Source organism: Nocardia fusca NBRC 14340 (genome assembly GCF_001618425.1).
GTDB lineage: Bacteria > Actinomycetota > Actinomycetes > Mycobacteriales > Mycobacteriaceae > Nocardia > Nocardia fusca.
Window position 1 is genome coordinate 1 of sequence record NZ_BDCU01000026.1, and the last position, 16,418, is coordinate 16,418.

Consider the following 16,418-nt stretch of genomic DNA (forward strand, 5'->3'; position numbering starts at 1 on the left):
ATGCGGGTTGCGTCTCGACTCATGCGGCGGCGTGGGCGCGGACGTTGCAGGTGGATGGGTGGACCTGCTTTTTTGTGGGCTCGGGGAGCTCCGGTCACACCCCGCCGGTGGCTATCGGCATGCGGACCGAGTTGCCCCATTCGGTCCAGGAGCCGTCGTAGTTGCGTACGGTCTCGCGGCCGAGCAGGTACTTCAGGACGAACCAGGTGTGGCTGGAGCGTTCGCCGACCCCGCTGTAGACGGTGACCGGGCCCGGCTCGACAGCGCCGTAGATCTCGTCCAGTTCGGCGCGGCCGCGGAAGCGGGCGCCGGAGGTGAGGGCACTGGTCCACGGGATGTTGACGGCGGTGGGGATATGCCCGCCGCGCAGGGCCGTGCCCGGCCCGCCTTCGCCGGGGTCACCCGCGTACTCGTGCGGCGAGCGCACATCGACCAGCGGGTCGCCCAAGTGGGCGAGGACCTCTTCGCGGAAGGCGCGGATCGACGTATCGTCCCGTTGGACCTGTGGGTATCGGCTGCGGGACGGCTCGGGGGTTTCGAAAACCGTGTCGCGGCCCTCGCCGATCCAGGCGTCGCGGCCGCCGTCGAGCAGCCGGACGTCCTGGTGGCCGAACATGGTGAAAAGCCACAGCGCGTGCGCGGCGTGCGAGTTACCGTCATTGCCGTACAGCACGACGGTGTCGTCGTGTTCGACGCCCTGGGAGCGCATGAGTTCGGTGAACCGCTCGCCATCGATATAGTCACGGGTCACCGGGTCGTCGAGGTCGCTGCGCCAGTCGAGCTTGCTGGCCCCGGGAACATGGCCTATGCCGTAGAGGAGGACGTCGGCATTACATTCGATGATCTTCAAACCGGGCGTGCCGAGGTTTGCCGACAGCCATTCCGTGGTTACCAGACGGTGTGGGTGCGCATAGGAAGCGAAGGCGGGATATGGGTCCGGGGCGACGGGCACGTTCGGGTTCCTTCACAGGAGGCGGGCAGTGCTGACGACAGGTTCGAGCCGCACTGTGGATAGTAAGTGTGACTTGACGTGAACTTGTTGATGAGCACAGAGTCGGTGCAATGGGCGATTTGATCGCACATGTCTCCGATAAAGTCTCCCCGAAGGAGGGGTGAGCATGTCTGATTCTTGGCCGCGGCGGCGCCTGCTCGCGATCCTCCGCGGCGCGAGCGAGCCCCTGGACGCGCAGCAGCTGGCGCAGATCACCGGCCAGCATGTCACCACGGTGCGGTTCCATCTCGACATCCTCACCCGGGAGTCACTGGTCCGGCAGTTCCAGCAGCCGCCACGCGGCCGGGGCCGGCCCCGGATCGGCTACCGGGCGGTCCAGCGGACCATCGGCTACCAGGACCTGGCCCAGGTGCTGGCCGACCAGCTGGGGCCCGATCCGGAGCAGCAGGCGGCCGCCGGCCGGGCGGCCGGACGGGCCTGGGGAGACAAACTCGACACCGCCGGTGAACCGGTCGAGTCGGTGCGCGACGCCAAGGACCGGGTCGTCTCGCTGATGTCGGAGCTGGGCTTCGCCCCCGAACGGGACGGGCGGGAGAGCGCCGCGCGTGACCCCGGCCAGGGCGCGGTGGTCCGGTTGACGGCCTGCCCGCTGCGCGATCTGGCGCGAACACATACCGAAGTGGTGTGCGGGGTTCACCGGGGGCTGCTGGCGGCGCTGCTGGAGCGGTCCGGGGCCCAGGGTGTGGTCGAGGCCGAACTCGTGCCGTTCGTGACCGAGGAGATGTGCGAGGTGCGACTGCGGTGGGTGGGTCCGCCACCCACGCAGGCTCCGGCCGGGGAAGCGGCCGACTCCGCGACGACGGCCGCGCGCAGGCGCCCGCAGCCCGGCCGCATCGACGCGGCCGCCGGGCAGGCGGGCCGGTTGTCGCGGGCATCGGGTCAGACGGTGCCGCCGGGTAGTCAGTTGCCGCCCGCGTCCGCGTCCCTGGAGTCCGACCCGTTCCCGCCCGCTACCGGGCCGCTGGCGCCGTCTGCGGGACAGCAGGGTGGCCGGGTGCTCCGCGGCACTCCGCCCTCAGGTGCGGTCGGCCCACAGCTGGGCGACACCAACACCCACTTCCTGGAGCAGTCGGCGCAGCAGTGGTAATCCGATTCCGACGACGCTGGAGGGGTCGCCGTCGATCCGGTCGACGAACCAGCCCCCCAGCCCGTCGAGGGTGAACGCGCCCGCCACCTGCAGTGGTTCGCCGGTGGCGATATAGGCGTCCAGCTCGGCGGGATCGGGCTTACCGAAGTGCACGGTGGTGGCGCTGCAGTCGATCGCCTCGGCGGTGACGACGCCGTCGCGTACGCGCAGGACACAGTGCCCGGTGACCAGGTCCGCGAAATGCCCGGCCATGGCCTGCCAGCGTGCCAGCGCCACCTCCGGCGTATGGGGTTTGCCCTGGAGTGCGCCGTCGATCAGCAGCATGGAATCGCAGCCGACCACGACCAGATCGGGATCCGGTGCGTCGTCGGCCAGGGTGGATGCCACGGCCCGGGCTTTCGCCCGGGCCAGCTCGACGACGACTTCCCGGGGGCCGGTATCGGCCGGAAGGGCCGCCGCTACGGCATCCTCGTCCACGTCCGAGACCCGGACGAGGGGTTCGATGCCCGCGGCCCGCAGTACCGACCGGCGGGCGGGTGACGCGGACGCGAGTACCAGCCGGGTCACGTCTGGGGTTCTCCTGGGATCGGTGTCAGAACCGCAGATGCGACAGCTGCGGATAGGAGTACGGCGAGAACGGGGAGTTGCCGCGGTGCATCATCGTGGGCTTGCCCCACAGATCCTGCGGGCCGGAATCGGCGGACGCCGAACCCGCGGCGGCGGCAGCGGTGAACACACACACCAGTGCGGCGATCTCCGCATCGGTCGGTGCACCTTTCTCGATCACGAGGAACGGCTTCTCGCCGTTCGTCGCGGCGGCAGTGCCCGCGGCGGCTTCGGTCGCGGTATCGACCGGCACATCCCTGGTGGCGAGGTCCAGTTCCGCTGCGGCCAATACTTCTTCTTCTGCCACAATCGTCACAGTGCCAGATCCTCTCTCTTGCCTCGAGCGGGCTCGCGCGGTGCGGCGGAACCCGGTCGATCTTCTCTCACCGATCGCATACCCGAAATCAGTGTGCGGCCTACAGAGCGTATCGCCGGATCACAGCGGGATGTTGCCGTGTTTCTTCGGAGGCATGGTCACCATCTTCCGCTCCAGCAGCCGCAGCGCGGAGACGATCTGGCCGCGAGTGTGCGACGGAGGGATCACCGCGTCCACGTAACCGCGCTCGGCGGCGACGTAGGGATTGACCAACGTGTCCTCGTACTCGTTCTGCAGTTCCAGCCGCAGTTTGTCCACGTCGGACCCGTCGCGGGCGGCGTCGGCCAGCTTCTTGCGGTACACGAATCCGACCGCGCCGGAGGCGCCCATCACGGCGATCTGGGCGGTGGGCCAGGCCAGGTTCACATCGGCGCCCATATGCTTGGAGCCCATGACGTCGTAGGCGCCACCGTAGGCCTTGCGGGTGATGATCGTGATTTTGCCCACAGTGGCCTCGCCGTAGGCGTAGAGCAGCTTGGCGCCGCGCCGGATGATCCCGTTGAACTCCTGATCGGTACCGGGCAGGAAGCCGGGCACATCCACCAGGGTGATGATCGGGACATTGAACGCGTCGCAGGTGCGCACGAACCGCGCGGCCTTCTCCGAGGCGTCGATATCGAGGCAGCCGGCGAACTGGGTGGGCTGGTTGGCGACGATACCGACGCTGCGGCCGTCGACCCGGCCGAAGCCCACGATGATGTTCATGGCCCGCTCGGCCTGGATCTCCAGGAATTCGTCGTCGTCGAGCAGCCGCCGGATGACCTCGTGCATGTCATAGGGCTGATTCGGCGAATCCGGGATCAGGGAGTCGAGTTCGAGGTCCTCTTCGGTGAGCGATTCCTCGATCGCGCCGGTGATCGGATCCGATGCCGGGAAGCGTGGTGCTTCGGCGCGGTTGTTGCTCGGCAGGTAGGACAGCAGGTCCTTGACGTAGTCCAGGGCGTCCTGTTCACCGGAGGCCACATAGTGCGCCGAACCCGACTTCACCATATGGGTGTGAGCGCCGCCCAGCTCCTCCATGGTGACCTCTTCACCGGTGACGGTCTTGATGACGTCCGGCCCGGTGATGAACATCTGGCTGGTCTGGTCCACCATCACCACGAAGTCGGTGAGCGCGGGGGAGTACACGTGCCCACCCGCGGCGGCGCCCATGATCAGCGAGATCTGCGGGATGACGCCGGAGGCCTGGATATTGCGGTGGAAGATCTCGCCGTAGAGGCCGAGTGAGACCACGCCCTCCTGGATACGAGCGCCGGCGCCCTCGTTGATACCGATCAGCGGCCGGCCGGTCTTGAGCGCCAGGTCCATGACCTTGACGATCTTCTCGCCGTACACCTCGCCGAGGCTGCCACCGAACACGGTCACGTCCTGGCTGAAAATGCACACCTCGCGGCCGTCGATGGTGCCGTAGCCGGTCACCACGCCGTCACCCAGCGGGCGCTGCTTGTCGAGACCGAAGTTCACGCTGCGGTGCCGGGCCAGGGCATCGAGCTCGACGAAGGAACCCTCGTCGAGCAGGGCGAGAATGCGTTCCCGGGCGGTCATCTTGCCCTTGGCGTGCACCTTGTCGACCGCGGCCTCACCCATCGGATGCTGGGCTTCTTCCAGCCGATTCCGCAGGTCAGCCAGTTTGCCGGCGGTGGTGTGGATATCGGGCGCACCTGCCGAATCCGGCGTGGGCTGCTGCTGGACACTCGTCATGGCTCGGAGTGTAACCAGAGCCGCACCGCGCTGTTAACCCAGATCCTGCTACTGGCGAGTAGAACCCGATCCAGAAAACCCCAGGTGGACAAGTCGTCACCGGTTCATATGTGTACCGCGAATCGCGGCAGACGTCCACACGACACGCCACGGTGATCCGTCACAAGCCTAACCCGTCGGCGGCGTGAGCGCGCGGCCCGCCATTAAATCGCTTTCGCTGCGCCGGATCGGGCAATACCCTTGGAGCAGGCCACTTTTGGAATACAGAGGGGAGGTGGCCTGTTATGTGGCACTGGACAACTCGAACCGGCCGATTCCCGGAGGCCGTGGCGTTCACCCGGGTTACCGAGCCGGAACCGACCATCACCGAAGCAGCCGTCGAGTGCGAGGGCGAAACCGACGAAACCGAAACCGCGGAGAACGAGGCGATGCCCGCGGTTTCCCGGCCCATCGGTTACGACCTCGCCGGCTAGACCCGGTGGTCACCGCACCCGCCGTGCGGTGACCACCGGCCCCGGCCAGTACCCTGCCCTGGTGCAGAGGCCACCGTTGGACGTCGAACATCTCCGGCGAGCGCTGACCGGAACCCCGGAACTGGCGTTCTACACCGGAATCGACGTGATCGAATCGACCGGATCCACCAACGCGGACCTGATCGCGCGCGCCGGGGACCCGGATATCGACCGCGCCGTACTGGTCGCGGAAGCGCAGGAGAGCGGGCGCGGCCGGCTGGCCCGCGCCTGGGCCGGTCCCCCGCGTGCACAGATCGCCCTGTCCCTGCTCATCCGGCCCGAGGGCCTCGACCCCGAAGCTCTCGGCTGGTTGCCGCTGCTCACCGGGATCGCCGCGGTCGACGCGCTCACGACGACCGCCCGGGTGCCCGCCGCCCTGAAATGGCCCAACGACGTGCTGATCGAGGGCCGCAAGGTCGCCGGCATCCTGGCCGAAGTCGCCGCCCCGGGCCCCCGCCCGGCGATCGTCGTGGGTATCGGCATGAACGTGAGCCTCACCGCCGACGAGCTCCCCGTCCCGCACGCCACCTCGCTGCTCCTCAGCGGCGCCACCGACACCGATCGCACCCGCTTGGTGCTGTCCTTCCTGACCGAGTTCGCACGCCGCTACACCCGGTGGGAGGAATCCGGATGGGCCGCGGAGACGCTCGCCGACGCCTACCGGGAACGCTGCGCGACGCTGGGCTCCCGGGTCCGGGCGGAACTGCCGGGGGGCGGGGTCCTGACGGGGATCGCTCGCGATATCGATTCGGCGGGGCGGTTGCTGATCGAGGACCGAGCTGTTGCCGCCGGAGATGTGACACACCTGCGGCCGGGGGACTGAGAAATCGGCAGGGCGCACACGCGGGAACCATCGGGCGATCGAGTCGGCGCCCGACCCGGCCGTCGAATGCCGAGGTAACCCGCATGTGTCGAGTTTTACGAGACACCTCCAAGGGTTGAGGCCCGTCTCGCCGTTTCGGCCTCGAAAGCGCAGGAGCCGAAGGCTCGAGTCTCGAGGCCGAAACGGCGAGACACCAGGGGGCCTCAACCCCGCGACGCCGCAGGCGGCGCCAAAAAAACGGTAATGTGCGCACATGGGTTATCCGGAGGATGCGCTGGCGCCCGACGAAGAGCTGATCCTGCACACCCATCCGCATTGGAAGATGCTGTTCTGGCCCATCGTCACATTGATCGTGGTGACCGCGGTGGCGGGCTTCCTGGGTGGTCTGGTGTGGCGTACCGCCGACGAGTCGTGGCGGACGGTCCTGCTGCTCGTGGTGCTGGTCGTGTGGCTGTTGCTGCTGGCATGGCGCAGTATCGCGCCGATCGTGACCTGGAAATCCACCCATTTCATCGTCACCGATCGCCGGGTGCTGGTCCGTGAGGGTGTGCTGACCCACACCGGTATCGATATCCCGATGAGCCGGATCTCGAGTGTCCAGTTCCGGCACGGGCTGGTCGACCGGATGTTCGGGACGGGGGAGCTGATCATCGGATCCTCGTCCGAAGAACCCCTGGAATACAGCGATATCCCGAATGTGGAACAGGTGCACGCGCTGCTCTATCACCAGGTCTTCGAGGCCGCGCCCCGGTACGGCGGCTTCTGATCCCGGCGCCGTGGGCTGCTGCCCGGGCGTGAGGAGGCCGGTACCAGGCCGGCGGACCGTAATCTTGTCGCATGACCGCCGTATTGCTGGGCGAAGACGACGAGGCCATCGCGGCGCCGCTCTCGCGGGCGCTGGGCCGCGAAGGATATTCGGTGACCGTGGAGAGCTTCGGTCCCGCGGTGTTGGACCGCGCACTGGAAGGACACCATGATCTGCTGATCCTCGATCTCGGGTTGCCGGGAATGGACGGGCTGGAGGTGTGCCGGCAGGTGCGGGCTCGTGGCGCCGAGATGGCGGTGCTCATGCTCACCGCCCGTACCGACGAAGTCGATTTCGTGGTCGGGCTGGACGCCGGTGCCGACGACTACGTCGGGAAACCCTTCCGGTTGGCCGAACTGCTCGCCCGGGTCCGAGCCCTGCTGCGGCGCAGTGGGATCGGTGACGACACCGTGGAGGTCGGCGGGATCCGCCTGGAGCCGGCGGCCCGGCGGGTGCTGGTCAACGGGGTGGAAGTCGGGTTGGCGAACAAGGAGTACGAGCTGCTCAAGGTGCTGATCGATCGGGCCGGCCAGGTGGTGCCCCGGGAGACGATCCTGCGCGAGGTCTGGGGCGATGCCGAACTGCGTGGATCCAAAACCCTGGATATGCATATGTCCTGGTTACGGCGCAAGATCGGCGACGAGGGCCCGATGGCCGAACGGCGGATCGTCACCGTGCGCGGTGTCGGTTTCCGGTTGAACACCGACTGACGTGCGGCGGCGGATTCTGCGGTCGATGCTGACCGTGCTGATGCTCACCACCGTCGTGCTCGGGGTGCCGCTCACCTATACGGCGTGGCTGTGGGTGGAGGACATCACCCGCAACGATCTGCGCAGCCGGTTGGAACTGATCTCCGCGGAGGTCATCGGCCAGGAACAGGGCAGCGGGGTGATCAGCGGCGGCCTCGATCTGCACACTGTGCAGCCGCTGGTGCCCGAGGGCGGGCGGCTCACCGTCGTATATCCGGCGCCGGCGGATACGGCGGTGAAGGTCGAGGTCGGCGCCGCCACGGTGACCGACCCGCTGGTGGAGTCACTGTCGATGGGCACCGATGTATCACTGCGACTCGAGGTGCCCGCGACCCCGATGCAGGCCCGGCAGCGACAGGCGGTGGCCGGGGTGGCGCTGGCCGTGGCGATCTCGCTGGGCGCCGCGATCACGGTCGCCATCGTCACCGCGCGCCGTGTCGCCGACCCCATCCGTGATGTGGCCGCCCGGGCCGCCCGGCTCGCCATGGGCGATTTCCGCCCGGATCCGCGCCGCCACGGTATCGCCGAACTGGACCGCGTCTCCGATGTGCTCGATTCGGCCACCGTCGAGATCGCGGGCCGGCTGCAACGCGAGCACGCGCTGGTCGCCGATGTATCCCATCAGCTGCGCAGCCGGTTGACCGCGGTCCGGTTGCGGCTGGACGAACTGTCCGCGCACACCGATCCGGCGGTGGTCCACGAGGCCGAGGAAGCCATGGCCCAGGTCGACCGGCTGACCGAGGCCATCGACGATCTCGTCCGGGCCTCGCGCGACGAGGACGCCACCGACCGCGATCCGGTACCGGTGATGGACGAACTGCGCGGCATCGTCACCGAGTGGACGCATCCGTTCCGGGAGGCGGGCCGCACCCTGTACCTGACCGGTGACGAATCGCTGCGAGCGCCCATTTCCGGGTCCCGGCTGCGGGAGGCGGTGACAGTGCTGGTCGACAACGCGCTGATGCACGGCGGCGGCACCTGCACGGTCTCGGTGCGCACCGTCCGTCCCGGACAGGATCGCGAGCCGCTGGTGTGTGTGCAGGTGGCCGACGAAGGCGAGGGGGTCAGCGACGAGCTGGCCCCGCATATCTTCGATCGTGGTTTCTCCGGCGCGGGATCCACGGGTGTGGGCCTCGCGCTGGCGCGTGCCCTGATAGAGGCCGACGGCGGCCGGTTGGAGTTGCAGCGGCGGCGGCCCGCGCTGTTCGCGGTGTTCCTCGGCAAACCACTGGCCGCGCGAGTGGAGACGCGGGAGCCGCGCTGATCGGTCGCGGCGGTGGACTCAGCGGCCGAGAGTGCGCCGGTCGTGCTCCTCTTCCACGTACTCTTCGAGCTGTTCGAGCATCTCGTCGACCTCGTCGGGGAAGACCCAGCGCCGCATCGCCCAGTACCGGAACGCCATCTGCAGCAGGTTGCCGATGATGTAGGCGCTGATGAAGTCGGCGATGTTCTCCACCATGAAGCTGACCGTGGGCTGGTGCAGCTGGAAGGCATAGCGGGAGAGGTAGAGCGGCACCATGCTCAGCACCACGCCCACTCCGCTGACCGCGAAGAACAGCAGTGCCTCGTGATGGCGTTCCCGGCCGCCGCGGTTCTTGAACGACCATTCGCGGTTCAGGATGTAGGAGGCGATGACCGCGATGACACCCGAGATGATCTTCGCGGTGACCGGTTTCTCTTCCAGGACCGTCCACTTCAGGATGTAGAAGATGCCGCTGTCGATAACGAACGTGGTCGCTCCGACAATGGCGAACTTGATGAGCTCGCGCTGGCGGTAGGCGATCTCCTGGAGAGGTCGCGGCAGGACGCTGACCACGTCGTCGACGAATGACACAAGTCCGGAGCATACCGCCAGCTGCCGTTCGCGCAGGACATGACAGTATTGACCGACGTGAACGCACGTAGTTTCGACCCTGCCGCGATGCCGACCGTCGCCATGATCGGTGGCGGGCAGCTGGCGCGGATGACGCATCAGGCGGCCATCGAGCTGGGGCAGCGGCTCCGGGTGCTCGCCGAACGGCCGGACGACCCGGCGGCTCAGGTGAGCCCCGATGTAGTGCTCGGCAGCCATTCCGACCTCGGCGCGTTGCGCCGGGCCGCGACCGGCGCCCACGCGCTCACCTTCGATCACGAGCATGTACCCACCGAGCACCTCGAGGCGCTGGTCGCGGAGGGGGTGAATGTGCTCCCGCCGCCGCACGCGCTGCGCTTCGCCCAGGACAAACTGGCCATGCGCACGGAACTGTCCGCGCGTGGGTTGCCCGTCCCCGCGTTCACCGTGGTCGAGTCCGAGGCCGCGGTGGTGGGCTTCGGCGAAGAACACGGCTGGCCGATCGTGCTCAAGGCGATCCGCGGCGGTTACGACGGGCGCGGCGTGTGGATGCCGGAGGACGCCGACGCCGCGGCGAAGATCACCGCCGAGCAGCTCGGCGCGGGCGTGCAACTGCTGGCCGAGGTGCGGGTCCCGCTGAAGCGCGAGCTGTCGGCCATGGTGGCCCGTTCACCGTATGGTCAGGCCGCGACCTGGCCGGTGGTGGAGACCGTGCAGCGCCGCGGTCAGTGCGCCGTGGTGATCGCCCCGGCGCCCGATCTCGACGAGGACCTGGCTGCCGAGGCCGAGGAGCTCGCGCTGCGGTTGGCCGCGGATCTCGGGGTGGTCGGCGCGATGGCGGTCGAACTGTTCGAGACCACCGGCGGAACCCTGCTGATCAACGAGCTGGCCATGCGCCCGCACAACTCCGGGCACTGGGGGATGGACGGTGCCCGCACGGGCCAGTTCGAACAGCATCTGCGCGCGGTGCTCGACTACCCGCTCGGCGATACCCGCCCGCTCGCGCCGGTGACGGTGATGGCGAATATCCTCGGGGCGCCCGAGGCGCCGGCCATGTCGATGGACGAACGCCTGCACCACCTGTTCGCCCGGATGCCGGACGCCAAGGTGCACCTGTACGGAAAGGGCGAACGCCCGGACCGCAAGATCGGGCATGTGAACGTGCTCGGCGACGATGTCGCGGTGGTACGGGAACGAGCCGAGCGCGCGGCGCACTGGATGTCGCACGCGGTATGGACCGATGGATGGGACCCACATGAGTGACGTGGTGGAAGGCAGTGTTCCGGGATCTCCGGCGGTCGGGTTGATCATGGGCAGCGATTCCGACTGGCCCACGATGGAGGCCGCCGCCGAGGCGCTGGCCGAGTTCGGAATCAGGTTCGAGGTGGGTGTGGTGTCCGCGCACCGGACCCCGCAGCGCATGCTCGATTACGCCCGCGACGCCGCCGGCCGGGGTCTGCGGGTGCTCATCGCCGGTGCCGGCGGTGCCGCGCATCTACCGGGCATGGTCGCCTCGGCGACCCCGCTGCCCGTAATCGGTGTGCCGGTACCGCTGAAGTACCTCGACGGTATGGATTCGCTGCTCTCGATCGTCCAGATGCCCGCCGGAGTCCCGGTGGCCACCGTATCGATCGGTGGCGCCCGGAACGCGGGCCTGCTGGCCGCCCGGATTCTCGGTGCGCACGAGACGGCGTTGCGCGAGCGGATGGAGCAGTTCCAGGCCGGTCTCGAGACGATGGTGCTGGAGAAGGACGAGGCGCTGCGCGCGCGTTTGCTGGGCTGATCGCGTTTCCCGGGGACGACCGCGGTCTCACCGTTCCCGGGAAGCGCCGTACACCCGGTCGGCCTACGATCCTTGCCGGTGTACAGGGTCGACAGTCAGGCGGTTCCCGTGGCAGAGTTCCCGTTCGCCGAGGTGACCGCGAACGAGATGTTCTTCGCCGAGCGCGACGAGCGCTACCGCCGGTTGCACGAATGGCCGCAGCGCTCCTACGCGCACCGGTCGGGACTACGGATGATCTGGAAATACGACGATGTCCGCGAGGTTCTCGCCGCCGGTAAAACGGAGATATCCCGGGACAACTCGTTGGAGCCCTTGGTCGGGTATCCGCGCATCGCCGCGACTCCGCGAGCGCTGCCGCATCTGTTCCGGCATCTGATCCCGTTGCCCGCGAAGGCGACCGCCGATCTGGCCGACGAACCTTTGCACGACCGGGTGTGGAACACCATGGCCGGTCCGGCCGGTCATTTCACGATCCGGGCCGCGGACAGGCCGCAGCATCGCGCGGCGATGACCGAGCATTTCCACGCCGCCCTCGCCGCGACGGCGCCGTCCGGGCCGACGCTGGACGTGACCGCGCTGTCCATCGCCTACGCCACCAGGGTGACCGGTTCCGCGGTGGGCCTGCCGCCCGAAGTGTGGCCGCGGGTCGCGGTGTGGAGTGGCGCCCAATCGGGATTACTGGGCCGATCGATGCGCGGCCGGGAACTGGCCGGCGCGGTGGCGGCGCTCGGACAGTTGTTCACCGTCAGCGGGCGTGCTGTCGACCACGGTCTGCGCAGCGACACGGCCGGTTTCGCGACCCGCCTGCGCGATGCGGGAATCCCGCGCCGGGTGGCGGTTTCGGCGGTGGCGAATTCGCTGGCCGCCGGGGTGCATACGGTGAGCGGCAGTATCCAGCAGGGCGTTCAGCGATTACTGCACGACCCGGATCGGGAATGGTGGCGGCTGCTGGCCGAACCCCGGACCGCGGCCGATGTGGCGGTCGAAGTGCTTCGGCTGGACCCGGGGCTGGTGGCCTGGAAGCGGCGTATCCGGCGTCCGGTCGTGTTGACCAGTGGGACCGAGTTGCCCGCGGGACCGGTGCTGGTCATGTTCGCGGCGGCCAACCGCGATCCCGCGGCTTTCCCGGACTGCGGGAGCCTGCGGCGGGGTGGGAAACTACCGCTGACGTTCGGGTTCGGCGCGCATATCTGTCCGGGTAAGCAACTCGCGACGCTCGCGGTGGAGGTCTTCCTGCACCAGCTGTACCTTCTCGCCCCGCGGGCGCGGTCCATCGAGAGCGATCCGCCGCCACGACGCACTGCGGATCTGCTGTTCAGCGGAGCCGACGTCCATATCGCGCTCGACGGACGACGCTGAGGGCAGCGCGGCACCGCTCGCTACGGTGTCGCCATGGACAACGAGGAAACCGCCCGCCGAGTCGGCGGCGCCGAGCTCGTCCGTTTCCGGCTCGGTGTCGTGGACGAGGCGTTGCGTTTGTTCGCGGATCAGGGCTACGAGGCGACCTCGGTGGACGAGATCGCCGAGGCCGCCGGAATATCGCGGCGTACGTTCTTCCGGCAGTTCCGGTCCAAGGAAGATGTGATCTTCGCCGACCACGAGGCCCAGCTGGCCGCTGCGCAGGAATACCTGCAGCAGGCGCAGCTCGACCCGTGGGACGCGGTCTGCGAGGCGGCGGTCGGGGTGTTCGAGCGGTTCACCCGCTGGCGCGATATCGCCGAGCGGCGGTATCGGGTGGTGCGCCGGGTCCCGGCACTGCGGGACCGGGAGATCGTGACCGTCTTCCGGTACGAGCGTCTGTTCACCGATTACCTGCGTGAGCGGCTGCCTGATTCCCCCGACCTCGCGCGCGTACAGTTCGCGGCCGCGGTGACCGCCACCCACAACTATCTGCTGCGCCGGATGATCCGCGGCGAATCGGCGGCGGGCCCGGGCGACCTGCGGACCGCGCTCGGCGAGATCCCCCGGGGTGGCCGGCGGCCCGGCGGTGAGGACGATCTCGTGCTCGCCGTATTCCGCCGGGATCTGCCCGTACGGCATGTCACCGAACTGCTGCGGCAGCGGCTGGGCAGTTTGGCGGAAGCGCCCGCCGATTGACACCGAGTGCCATGATGCGGGGCGCTAACCCGGGCAAGCGCGGGGTATACTGGGCCAAGGCCTTGACACTGAGTGCCGATTATCGGCACCACCCCGTACGCAACAGGAGTGAACCCAATGGCGGGAAACCCGGATTTCGATCTGTTCAAGCTGGCGGACTTCCACGATGAGCTGCGTTCGGCCATCCGCGCTCTGTGCGAGAAGGAAATCGCACCGTACGCCAAGGACGTCGACGAGCACGCCCGGTTCCCCGAGGAAGCCCTCTCCGCGCTCAACGCCGCCGGCTTCAACGCCGTGCACGTCCCCGAGGCCTACGGCGGCCAGGGCGCCGATTCCGTGGCCACCTGCATCGTCATCGAAGAGGTCGCCCGCGTCTGTGGTTCCTCCTCGCTGATCCCGGCCGTGAACAAGCTCGGCACCATGGGCATGATCCTCAACGGCTCCGAGGAGCTCAAGCAGAAGGTGCTCGCCGATATCGTCAACGGCGAAATGGCCTCCTACGCGCTGTCCGAGCGGGAAGCCGGCTCGGACGCGGGCAGTATGCGCACCCGCGCCCGCCAGGAGGGCGACGACTGGATCATCAACGGGTCCAAATGCTGGATCACCAACGGCGGCAAATCCTCCTGGTACACCGTCATGGCCGTCACCGACCCCGACAAGGGCGCCAACGGTATCTCCGCGTTCCTGGTGCACAAGGACGACGAAGGTTTCGTCGTCGGCCCGCTCGAGCACAAGCTCGGCATCAAGGGCTCCCCGACCGCCGAACTGTACTTCGAGAACTGCAGGGTCCCCGGCGACCGCATCATCGGCGAACCCGGCACCGGCTTCAAAACCGCCCTGCAGACCCTCGACCACACCCGCCCCACCATCGGCGCGCAGGCGGTCGGCCTGGCCCAGGGCGCCCTGGACGCCGCGCTGGCCTACACCAAAGACCGCAAACAGTTCGGCAAGTCCATCGCCGACTTCCAGAACACCCAGTTCATGCTGGCCGATATGGCGATGAAGATCGAAGCCGCCCGGCTGATGGTCTACACCTCCGCCGCCCGCGCCGAACGCGGCGAACCGAACCTCGGCTTCATCTCCGCCGCCGCCAAATGCTTCGCCTCCGATGTTGCCATGGAAGTGACCACCAACGCGGTGCAGCTGTTCGGTGGCGCCGGCTACACCACCGATTTCCCGGTGGAGCGCATGATGCGCGACGCCAAGATCACCCAGATCTACGAGGGCACCAACCAGATCCAGCGGGTGGTCATGTCCCGCGCCCTGCTCAAGGGGTAATTCTCCGGATCACCGTGCCCGGTCGGCGGTCTGGGAAATCGTTCTTGGGCCGCCGCCGGGCCGTCGGACGTTCCAGGGCCGTCCTAACACGTCATCGAGGGCTGCCGCGCCCTCTCGTGACTGGACGACACCAGATGTGTGTGCATCCGTGGCACTCATGGTGGCATGGCCAAACTGATGGATGCTTTCGCGACGGATGATCAGTACTCGACACTCACCTTCCTTCGACGCCGCACGCTATGCGGTTGTCGAGATTCAGGTGATGGTTGACGTTGTGGCCTCTGTTGAGGCCTGACGTTTGTCCTGGAGAGTTCAGTGGATGGTTCCGCCGCGAATAAGGATTGGCCGTCCGAGGGTCGGAGAGGCATGATTCGCCGAACTGAGCGACCGAGGAATGGAGATGGATGGACGCGAGACACTGACCCTGTGGCGGCCTACGGGGCCAGAGGAGTTGGCGCTGGTCGAGGCGTCGGAATGGACGGCGTGGCCGCCGCGGCTGCCCGATCAGCCGATCTTCTATCCGGTGTTGAACGAGGACTACGCGATACGCATAGCCCGAGACTGGAATGTTGCGGCATCGGGCGTCGGCTACGTGACTCGGTTCGAGATCGATGCGGACTTCGCGGCCAGGTATCCCATCCGCCAGGCAGGCGGGGAAACGATCCTCGAACTGTGGGTGCCCGCCGAGGAACTCGAAGAGTTCAACCGCCACATCGTGGGCCGCATCGAAGTGGTGCAGGAATTCCGGTAGCCAATCCAGTTGCTCGGATCGTCACCCGGCGCGCAGCGCACTTGCTCGTACCTCACCGCCCCGCACCGGTGCGTCGGCCGCACGCTACGCCGTCACCACCTGAACCGAGATGGCTGATATTCGAAAACCGAGAAGTGTGGGCACGACGAGAGCCGTACCCGACTTACCTTCCGCAGTCGACCGCAAACCGCCAGTCCTTTGCGCCGTCAACTGGCTGTGGTCCGGTCTAACGAGAGTCGAGCGAACTACGTGTTCGACTTAGCGGCCAGTAGCCGGGCTTTCGCGATCTCGTGTTGCTCGCCCGCGCTGGGACGTACGCTCTCGAAAGAGAAGCCGACTGTGGAGGGGGCGGATGACATCGTGGTTGCGGCATAGCGACAGAACAGGCCCAGGCCAGCAGGTAGGGATCGTGGTTCGTGAATACCGTCTGGCGAGAGGCTTGAACCAGGCTGCCGTCGCTGAAGCTTTGGGCATCACCCAGCAGTTCCTCAGCCAGGTTGAAACCGGTGTCCGAACGTAACTCTGGATCAGCGGCAAGGGTTCATGCATGTCCTGGGGATTCCTGCGGAAGAACTCGGTCTGGCCGGTCGTAGTCGCGGTGGTTCCGCGCTACACGAGATGAGTACGGTTGTTTCGGCGAGCAGGGGGCGGTGGCGAGTCCGCAATGCTTCCCAGCTCAGCCCGATTACGAGCAGCTCAGCGATGCCAGACGGGGAGGCAGGCTGAGCGCGTTCGTGCTCGGGCTGGGGCTGGACGCCCTCACCTTGGCTGCGACGATCTTGACGGTGGTCGTAATCGACGACGACCTGTTCGAAGATGTTTTCGGCGCGACCGTGCGGTTCAACGAAGAAGGGGAAGTCGTCGCAATCGGGGCAGGCTCTGCTGCCGAAGGTATCCCGTTCACTGAATCGGCAATCGATCGGCTGCTCGACACCGAACCGGTCGCCGCGCCAGGAGCCGCCTGTCTGGCGCTCGCGTGGGAGCATCGGCACAGTCTGATCGGCTGA

General features: G+C 67.6%; 19 protein-coding genes. 14 read left to right on the top strand and 5 right to left on the bottom strand.

The window, feature by feature from the left end:
* Window positions 1–94: 94 nt before the first annotated feature.
* Window positions 95–952, bottom strand: coding sequence for a sulfurtransferase (locus NF4_RS15375; protein WP_063128027.1), 858 nt, complete (start codon window positions 950–952; stop codon window positions 95–97).
* 166 nt (window positions 953–1,118) lie between these two features.
* Here NF4_RS15375 and NF4_RS39290 point away from each other — a divergent pair, with 166 nt between their 5' ends.
* Entirely contained in the window at window positions 1,119–2,099 is a 981-nt protein-coding gene (locus tag NF4_RS39290) for a helix-turn-helix transcriptional regulator (protein ID WP_063128028.1), read from the top strand.
* Here the strand turns inward: NF4_RS39290 and NF4_RS15385 are convergent.
* From NF4_RS15385 to NF4_RS15395, 3 genes are all read right to left on the bottom strand, one after another.
* Window positions 2,028–2,666, bottom strand: coding sequence for a Maf family protein (locus NF4_RS15385; protein WP_063128029.1), 639 nt, complete (start codon window positions 2,664–2,666; stop codon window positions 2,028–2,030). The two genes, NF4_RS39290 and NF4_RS15385, sit on opposite strands and share 72 nt — an antisense overlap.
* Before the next feature lie 25 nt (window positions 2,667–2,691).
* Window positions 2,692–3,021, bottom strand: coding sequence for an acyl-CoA carboxylase subunit epsilon (locus tag NF4_RS15390; RefSeq protein WP_063128030.1), 330 nt, complete (start codon window positions 3,019–3,021; stop codon window positions 2,692–2,694).
* Window positions 3,022–3,141: 120 nt separating this feature from the next.
* Window positions 3,142–4,782, bottom strand: coding sequence for an acyl-CoA carboxylase subunit beta (locus NF4_RS15395; RefSeq protein ID WP_063128031.1), 1,641 nt, complete (start codon window positions 4,780–4,782; stop codon window positions 3,142–3,144).
* A 284-nt stretch (window positions 4,783–5,066) separates the two neighbouring features.
* Between NF4_RS15395 and NF4_RS37780 the strand changes: the two genes are divergently transcribed.
* The 5 genes from NF4_RS37780 to NF4_RS15415 all read left to right on the top strand — a co-directional run bounded on the left by NF4_RS37780 (window position 5,067) and on the right by NF4_RS15415 (window position 8,935).
* Window positions 5,067–5,255, top strand: a complete 189-nt coding sequence (locus tag NF4_RS37780) for a hypothetical protein (protein ID WP_157120338.1) — start codon at window positions 5,067–5,069, stop codon at window positions 5,253–5,255.
* 61 nt (window positions 5,256–5,316) lie between these two features.
* A complete protein-coding gene (locus NF4_RS15400) occupies window positions 5,317–6,117 on the top strand; it encodes a biotin--[acetyl-CoA-carboxylase] ligase (RefSeq protein ID WP_232330483.1) in 801 nt (266 codons plus the stop codon).
* A 253-nt stretch (window positions 6,118–6,370) separates the two neighbouring features.
* On the top strand, window positions 6,371–6,883 hold the full coding sequence (locus tag NF4_RS15405) for a PH domain-containing protein (protein ID WP_063128033.1): 513 nt from the start codon (window positions 6,371–6,373) through the stop codon (window positions 6,881–6,883).
* Window positions 6,884–6,954: 71 nt separating this feature from the next.
* On the top strand, window positions 6,955–7,632 hold the full coding sequence (locus NF4_RS15410) for a response regulator transcription factor (RefSeq protein WP_030522487.1): 678 nt from the start codon (window positions 6,955–6,957) through the stop codon (window positions 7,630–7,632).
* A gap of 1 nt (window position 7,633) precedes the next feature.
* On the top strand, window positions 7,634–8,935 hold the full coding sequence (locus tag NF4_RS15415) for a sensor histidine kinase (protein WP_063128034.1): 1,302 nt from the start codon (window positions 7,634–7,636) through the stop codon (window positions 8,933–8,935).
* Window positions 8,936–8,953: 18 nt separating this feature from the next.
* On the opposite strand, the gene NF4_RS15420 is transcribed toward NF4_RS15415, so the two are convergent.
* A complete protein-coding gene (locus NF4_RS15420; RefSeq protein WP_063128035.1) occupies window positions 8,954–9,505 on the bottom strand; it encodes a GtrA family protein in 552 nt (183 codons plus the stop codon).
* A gap of 39 nt (window positions 9,506–9,544) precedes the next feature.
* Here NF4_RS15420 and NF4_RS15425 point away from each other — a divergent pair, with 39 nt between their 5' ends.
* The 8 genes from NF4_RS15425 to NF4_RS15455 all read left to right on the top strand — a co-directional run bounded on the left by NF4_RS15425 (window position 9,545) and on the right by NF4_RS15455 (window position 16,418).
* Window positions 9,545–10,765: a 5-(carboxyamino)imidazole ribonucleotide synthase gene (locus NF4_RS15425; RefSeq protein WP_063128036.1), complete on the top strand. Its 1,221-nt coding sequence runs from the start codon at window positions 9,545–9,547 to the stop codon at window positions 10,763–10,765.
* Entirely contained in the window at window positions 10,758–11,285 is a 528-nt protein-coding gene (gene purE / locus NF4_RS15430; RefSeq protein WP_232330484.1) for a 5-(carboxyamino)imidazole ribonucleotide mutase, read from the top strand. The genes NF4_RS15425 and purE overlap by 8 nt, the downstream gene beginning before the upstream one ends.
* A 108-nt stretch (window positions 11,286–11,393) precedes the next feature.
* Window positions 11,394–12,644, top strand: coding sequence for a cytochrome P450 family protein (locus NF4_RS15435; protein WP_063128037.1), 1,251 nt, complete (start codon window positions 11,394–11,396; stop codon window positions 12,642–12,644).
* 33 nt (window positions 12,645–12,677) lie between these two features.
* The gene (locus NF4_RS15440) at window positions 12,678–13,382 is read left to right on the top strand and encodes a TetR family transcriptional regulator (RefSeq protein ID WP_063128038.1); all 705 of its coding nucleotides are present in this window, start codon (window positions 12,678–12,680) and stop codon (window positions 13,380–13,382) included.
* Window positions 13,383–13,499: 117 nt separating this feature from the next.
* Window positions 13,500–14,660 carry an acyl-CoA dehydrogenase gene (locus tag NF4_RS15445; protein ID WP_063128039.1) on the top strand — a complete coding sequence of 387 codons (1,161 nt, stop codon included), beginning with the start codon at window positions 13,500–13,502 and terminating at the stop codon, window positions 14,658–14,660.
* A 451-nt stretch (window positions 14,661–15,111) separates the two neighbouring features.
* The gene (locus tag NF4_RS15450; RefSeq protein WP_232330485.1) at window positions 15,112–15,411 is read left to right on the top strand and encodes an ADP-ribosylation/crystallin J1; all 300 of its coding nucleotides are present in this window, start codon (window positions 15,112–15,114) and stop codon (window positions 15,409–15,411) included.
* A 352-nt stretch (window positions 15,412–15,763) separates the two neighbouring features.
* The gene (locus NF4_RS40045) at window positions 15,764–15,931 is read left to right on the top strand and encodes a helix-turn-helix domain-containing protein (RefSeq protein WP_084533147.1); all 168 of its coding nucleotides are present in this window, start codon (window positions 15,764–15,766) and stop codon (window positions 15,929–15,931) included.
* A 130-nt stretch (window positions 15,932–16,061) separates the two neighbouring features.
* The gene (locus NF4_RS15455) at window positions 16,062–16,418 is read left to right on the top strand and encodes a hypothetical protein (RefSeq protein WP_157120342.1); all 357 of its coding nucleotides are present in this window, start codon (window positions 16,062–16,064) and stop codon (window positions 16,416–16,418) included.

What these genes read in the sequence shown, in the direction of transcription:
- NF4_RS39290 (WP_063128028.1), top strand. Translation starts at nt 1,119, where the DNA reads ATGTCTGATTCTTGGCCGCGGCGGCGCCTGCTCGCGATCCTCCGCGGC.
- NF4_RS15395 (WP_063128031.1), bottom strand. Translation starts at nt 4,782, where the DNA reads ATGACGAGTGTCCAGCAGCAGCCCACGCCGGATTCGGCAGGTGCGCCC.
- NF4_RS37780 (WP_157120338.1), top strand. Translation starts at nt 5,067, where the DNA reads ATGTGGCACTGGACAACTCGAACCGGCCGATTCCCGGAGGCCGTGGCG.
- NF4_RS15405 (WP_063128033.1), top strand. Translation starts at nt 6,371, where the DNA reads ATGGGTTATCCGGAGGATGCGCTGGCGCCCGACGAAGAGCTGATCCTG.
- NF4_RS15410 (WP_030522487.1), top strand. Translation starts at nt 6,955, where the DNA reads ATGACCGCCGTATTGCTGGGCGAAGACGACGAGGCCATCGCGGCGCCG.
- NF4_RS15425 (WP_063128036.1), top strand. Translation starts at nt 9,545, where the DNA reads ATGACAGTATTGACCGACGTGAACGCACGTAGTTTCGACCCTGCCGCG.
- purE (WP_232330484.1), top strand. Translation starts at nt 10,758, where the DNA reads ATGAGTGACGTGGTGGAAGGCAGTGTTCCGGGATCTCCGGCGGTCGGG.
- NF4_RS15440 (WP_063128038.1), top strand. Translation starts at nt 12,678, where the DNA reads ATGGACAACGAGGAAACCGCCCGCCGAGTCGGCGGCGCCGAGCTCGTC.
- NF4_RS15445 (WP_063128039.1), top strand. Translation starts at nt 13,500, where the DNA reads ATGGCGGGAAACCCGGATTTCGATCTGTTCAAGCTGGCGGACTTCCAC.
- NF4_RS40045 (WP_084533147.1), top strand. Translation starts at nt 15,764, where the DNA reads ATGACATCGTGGTTGCGGCATAGCGACAGAACAGGCCCAGGCCAGCAG.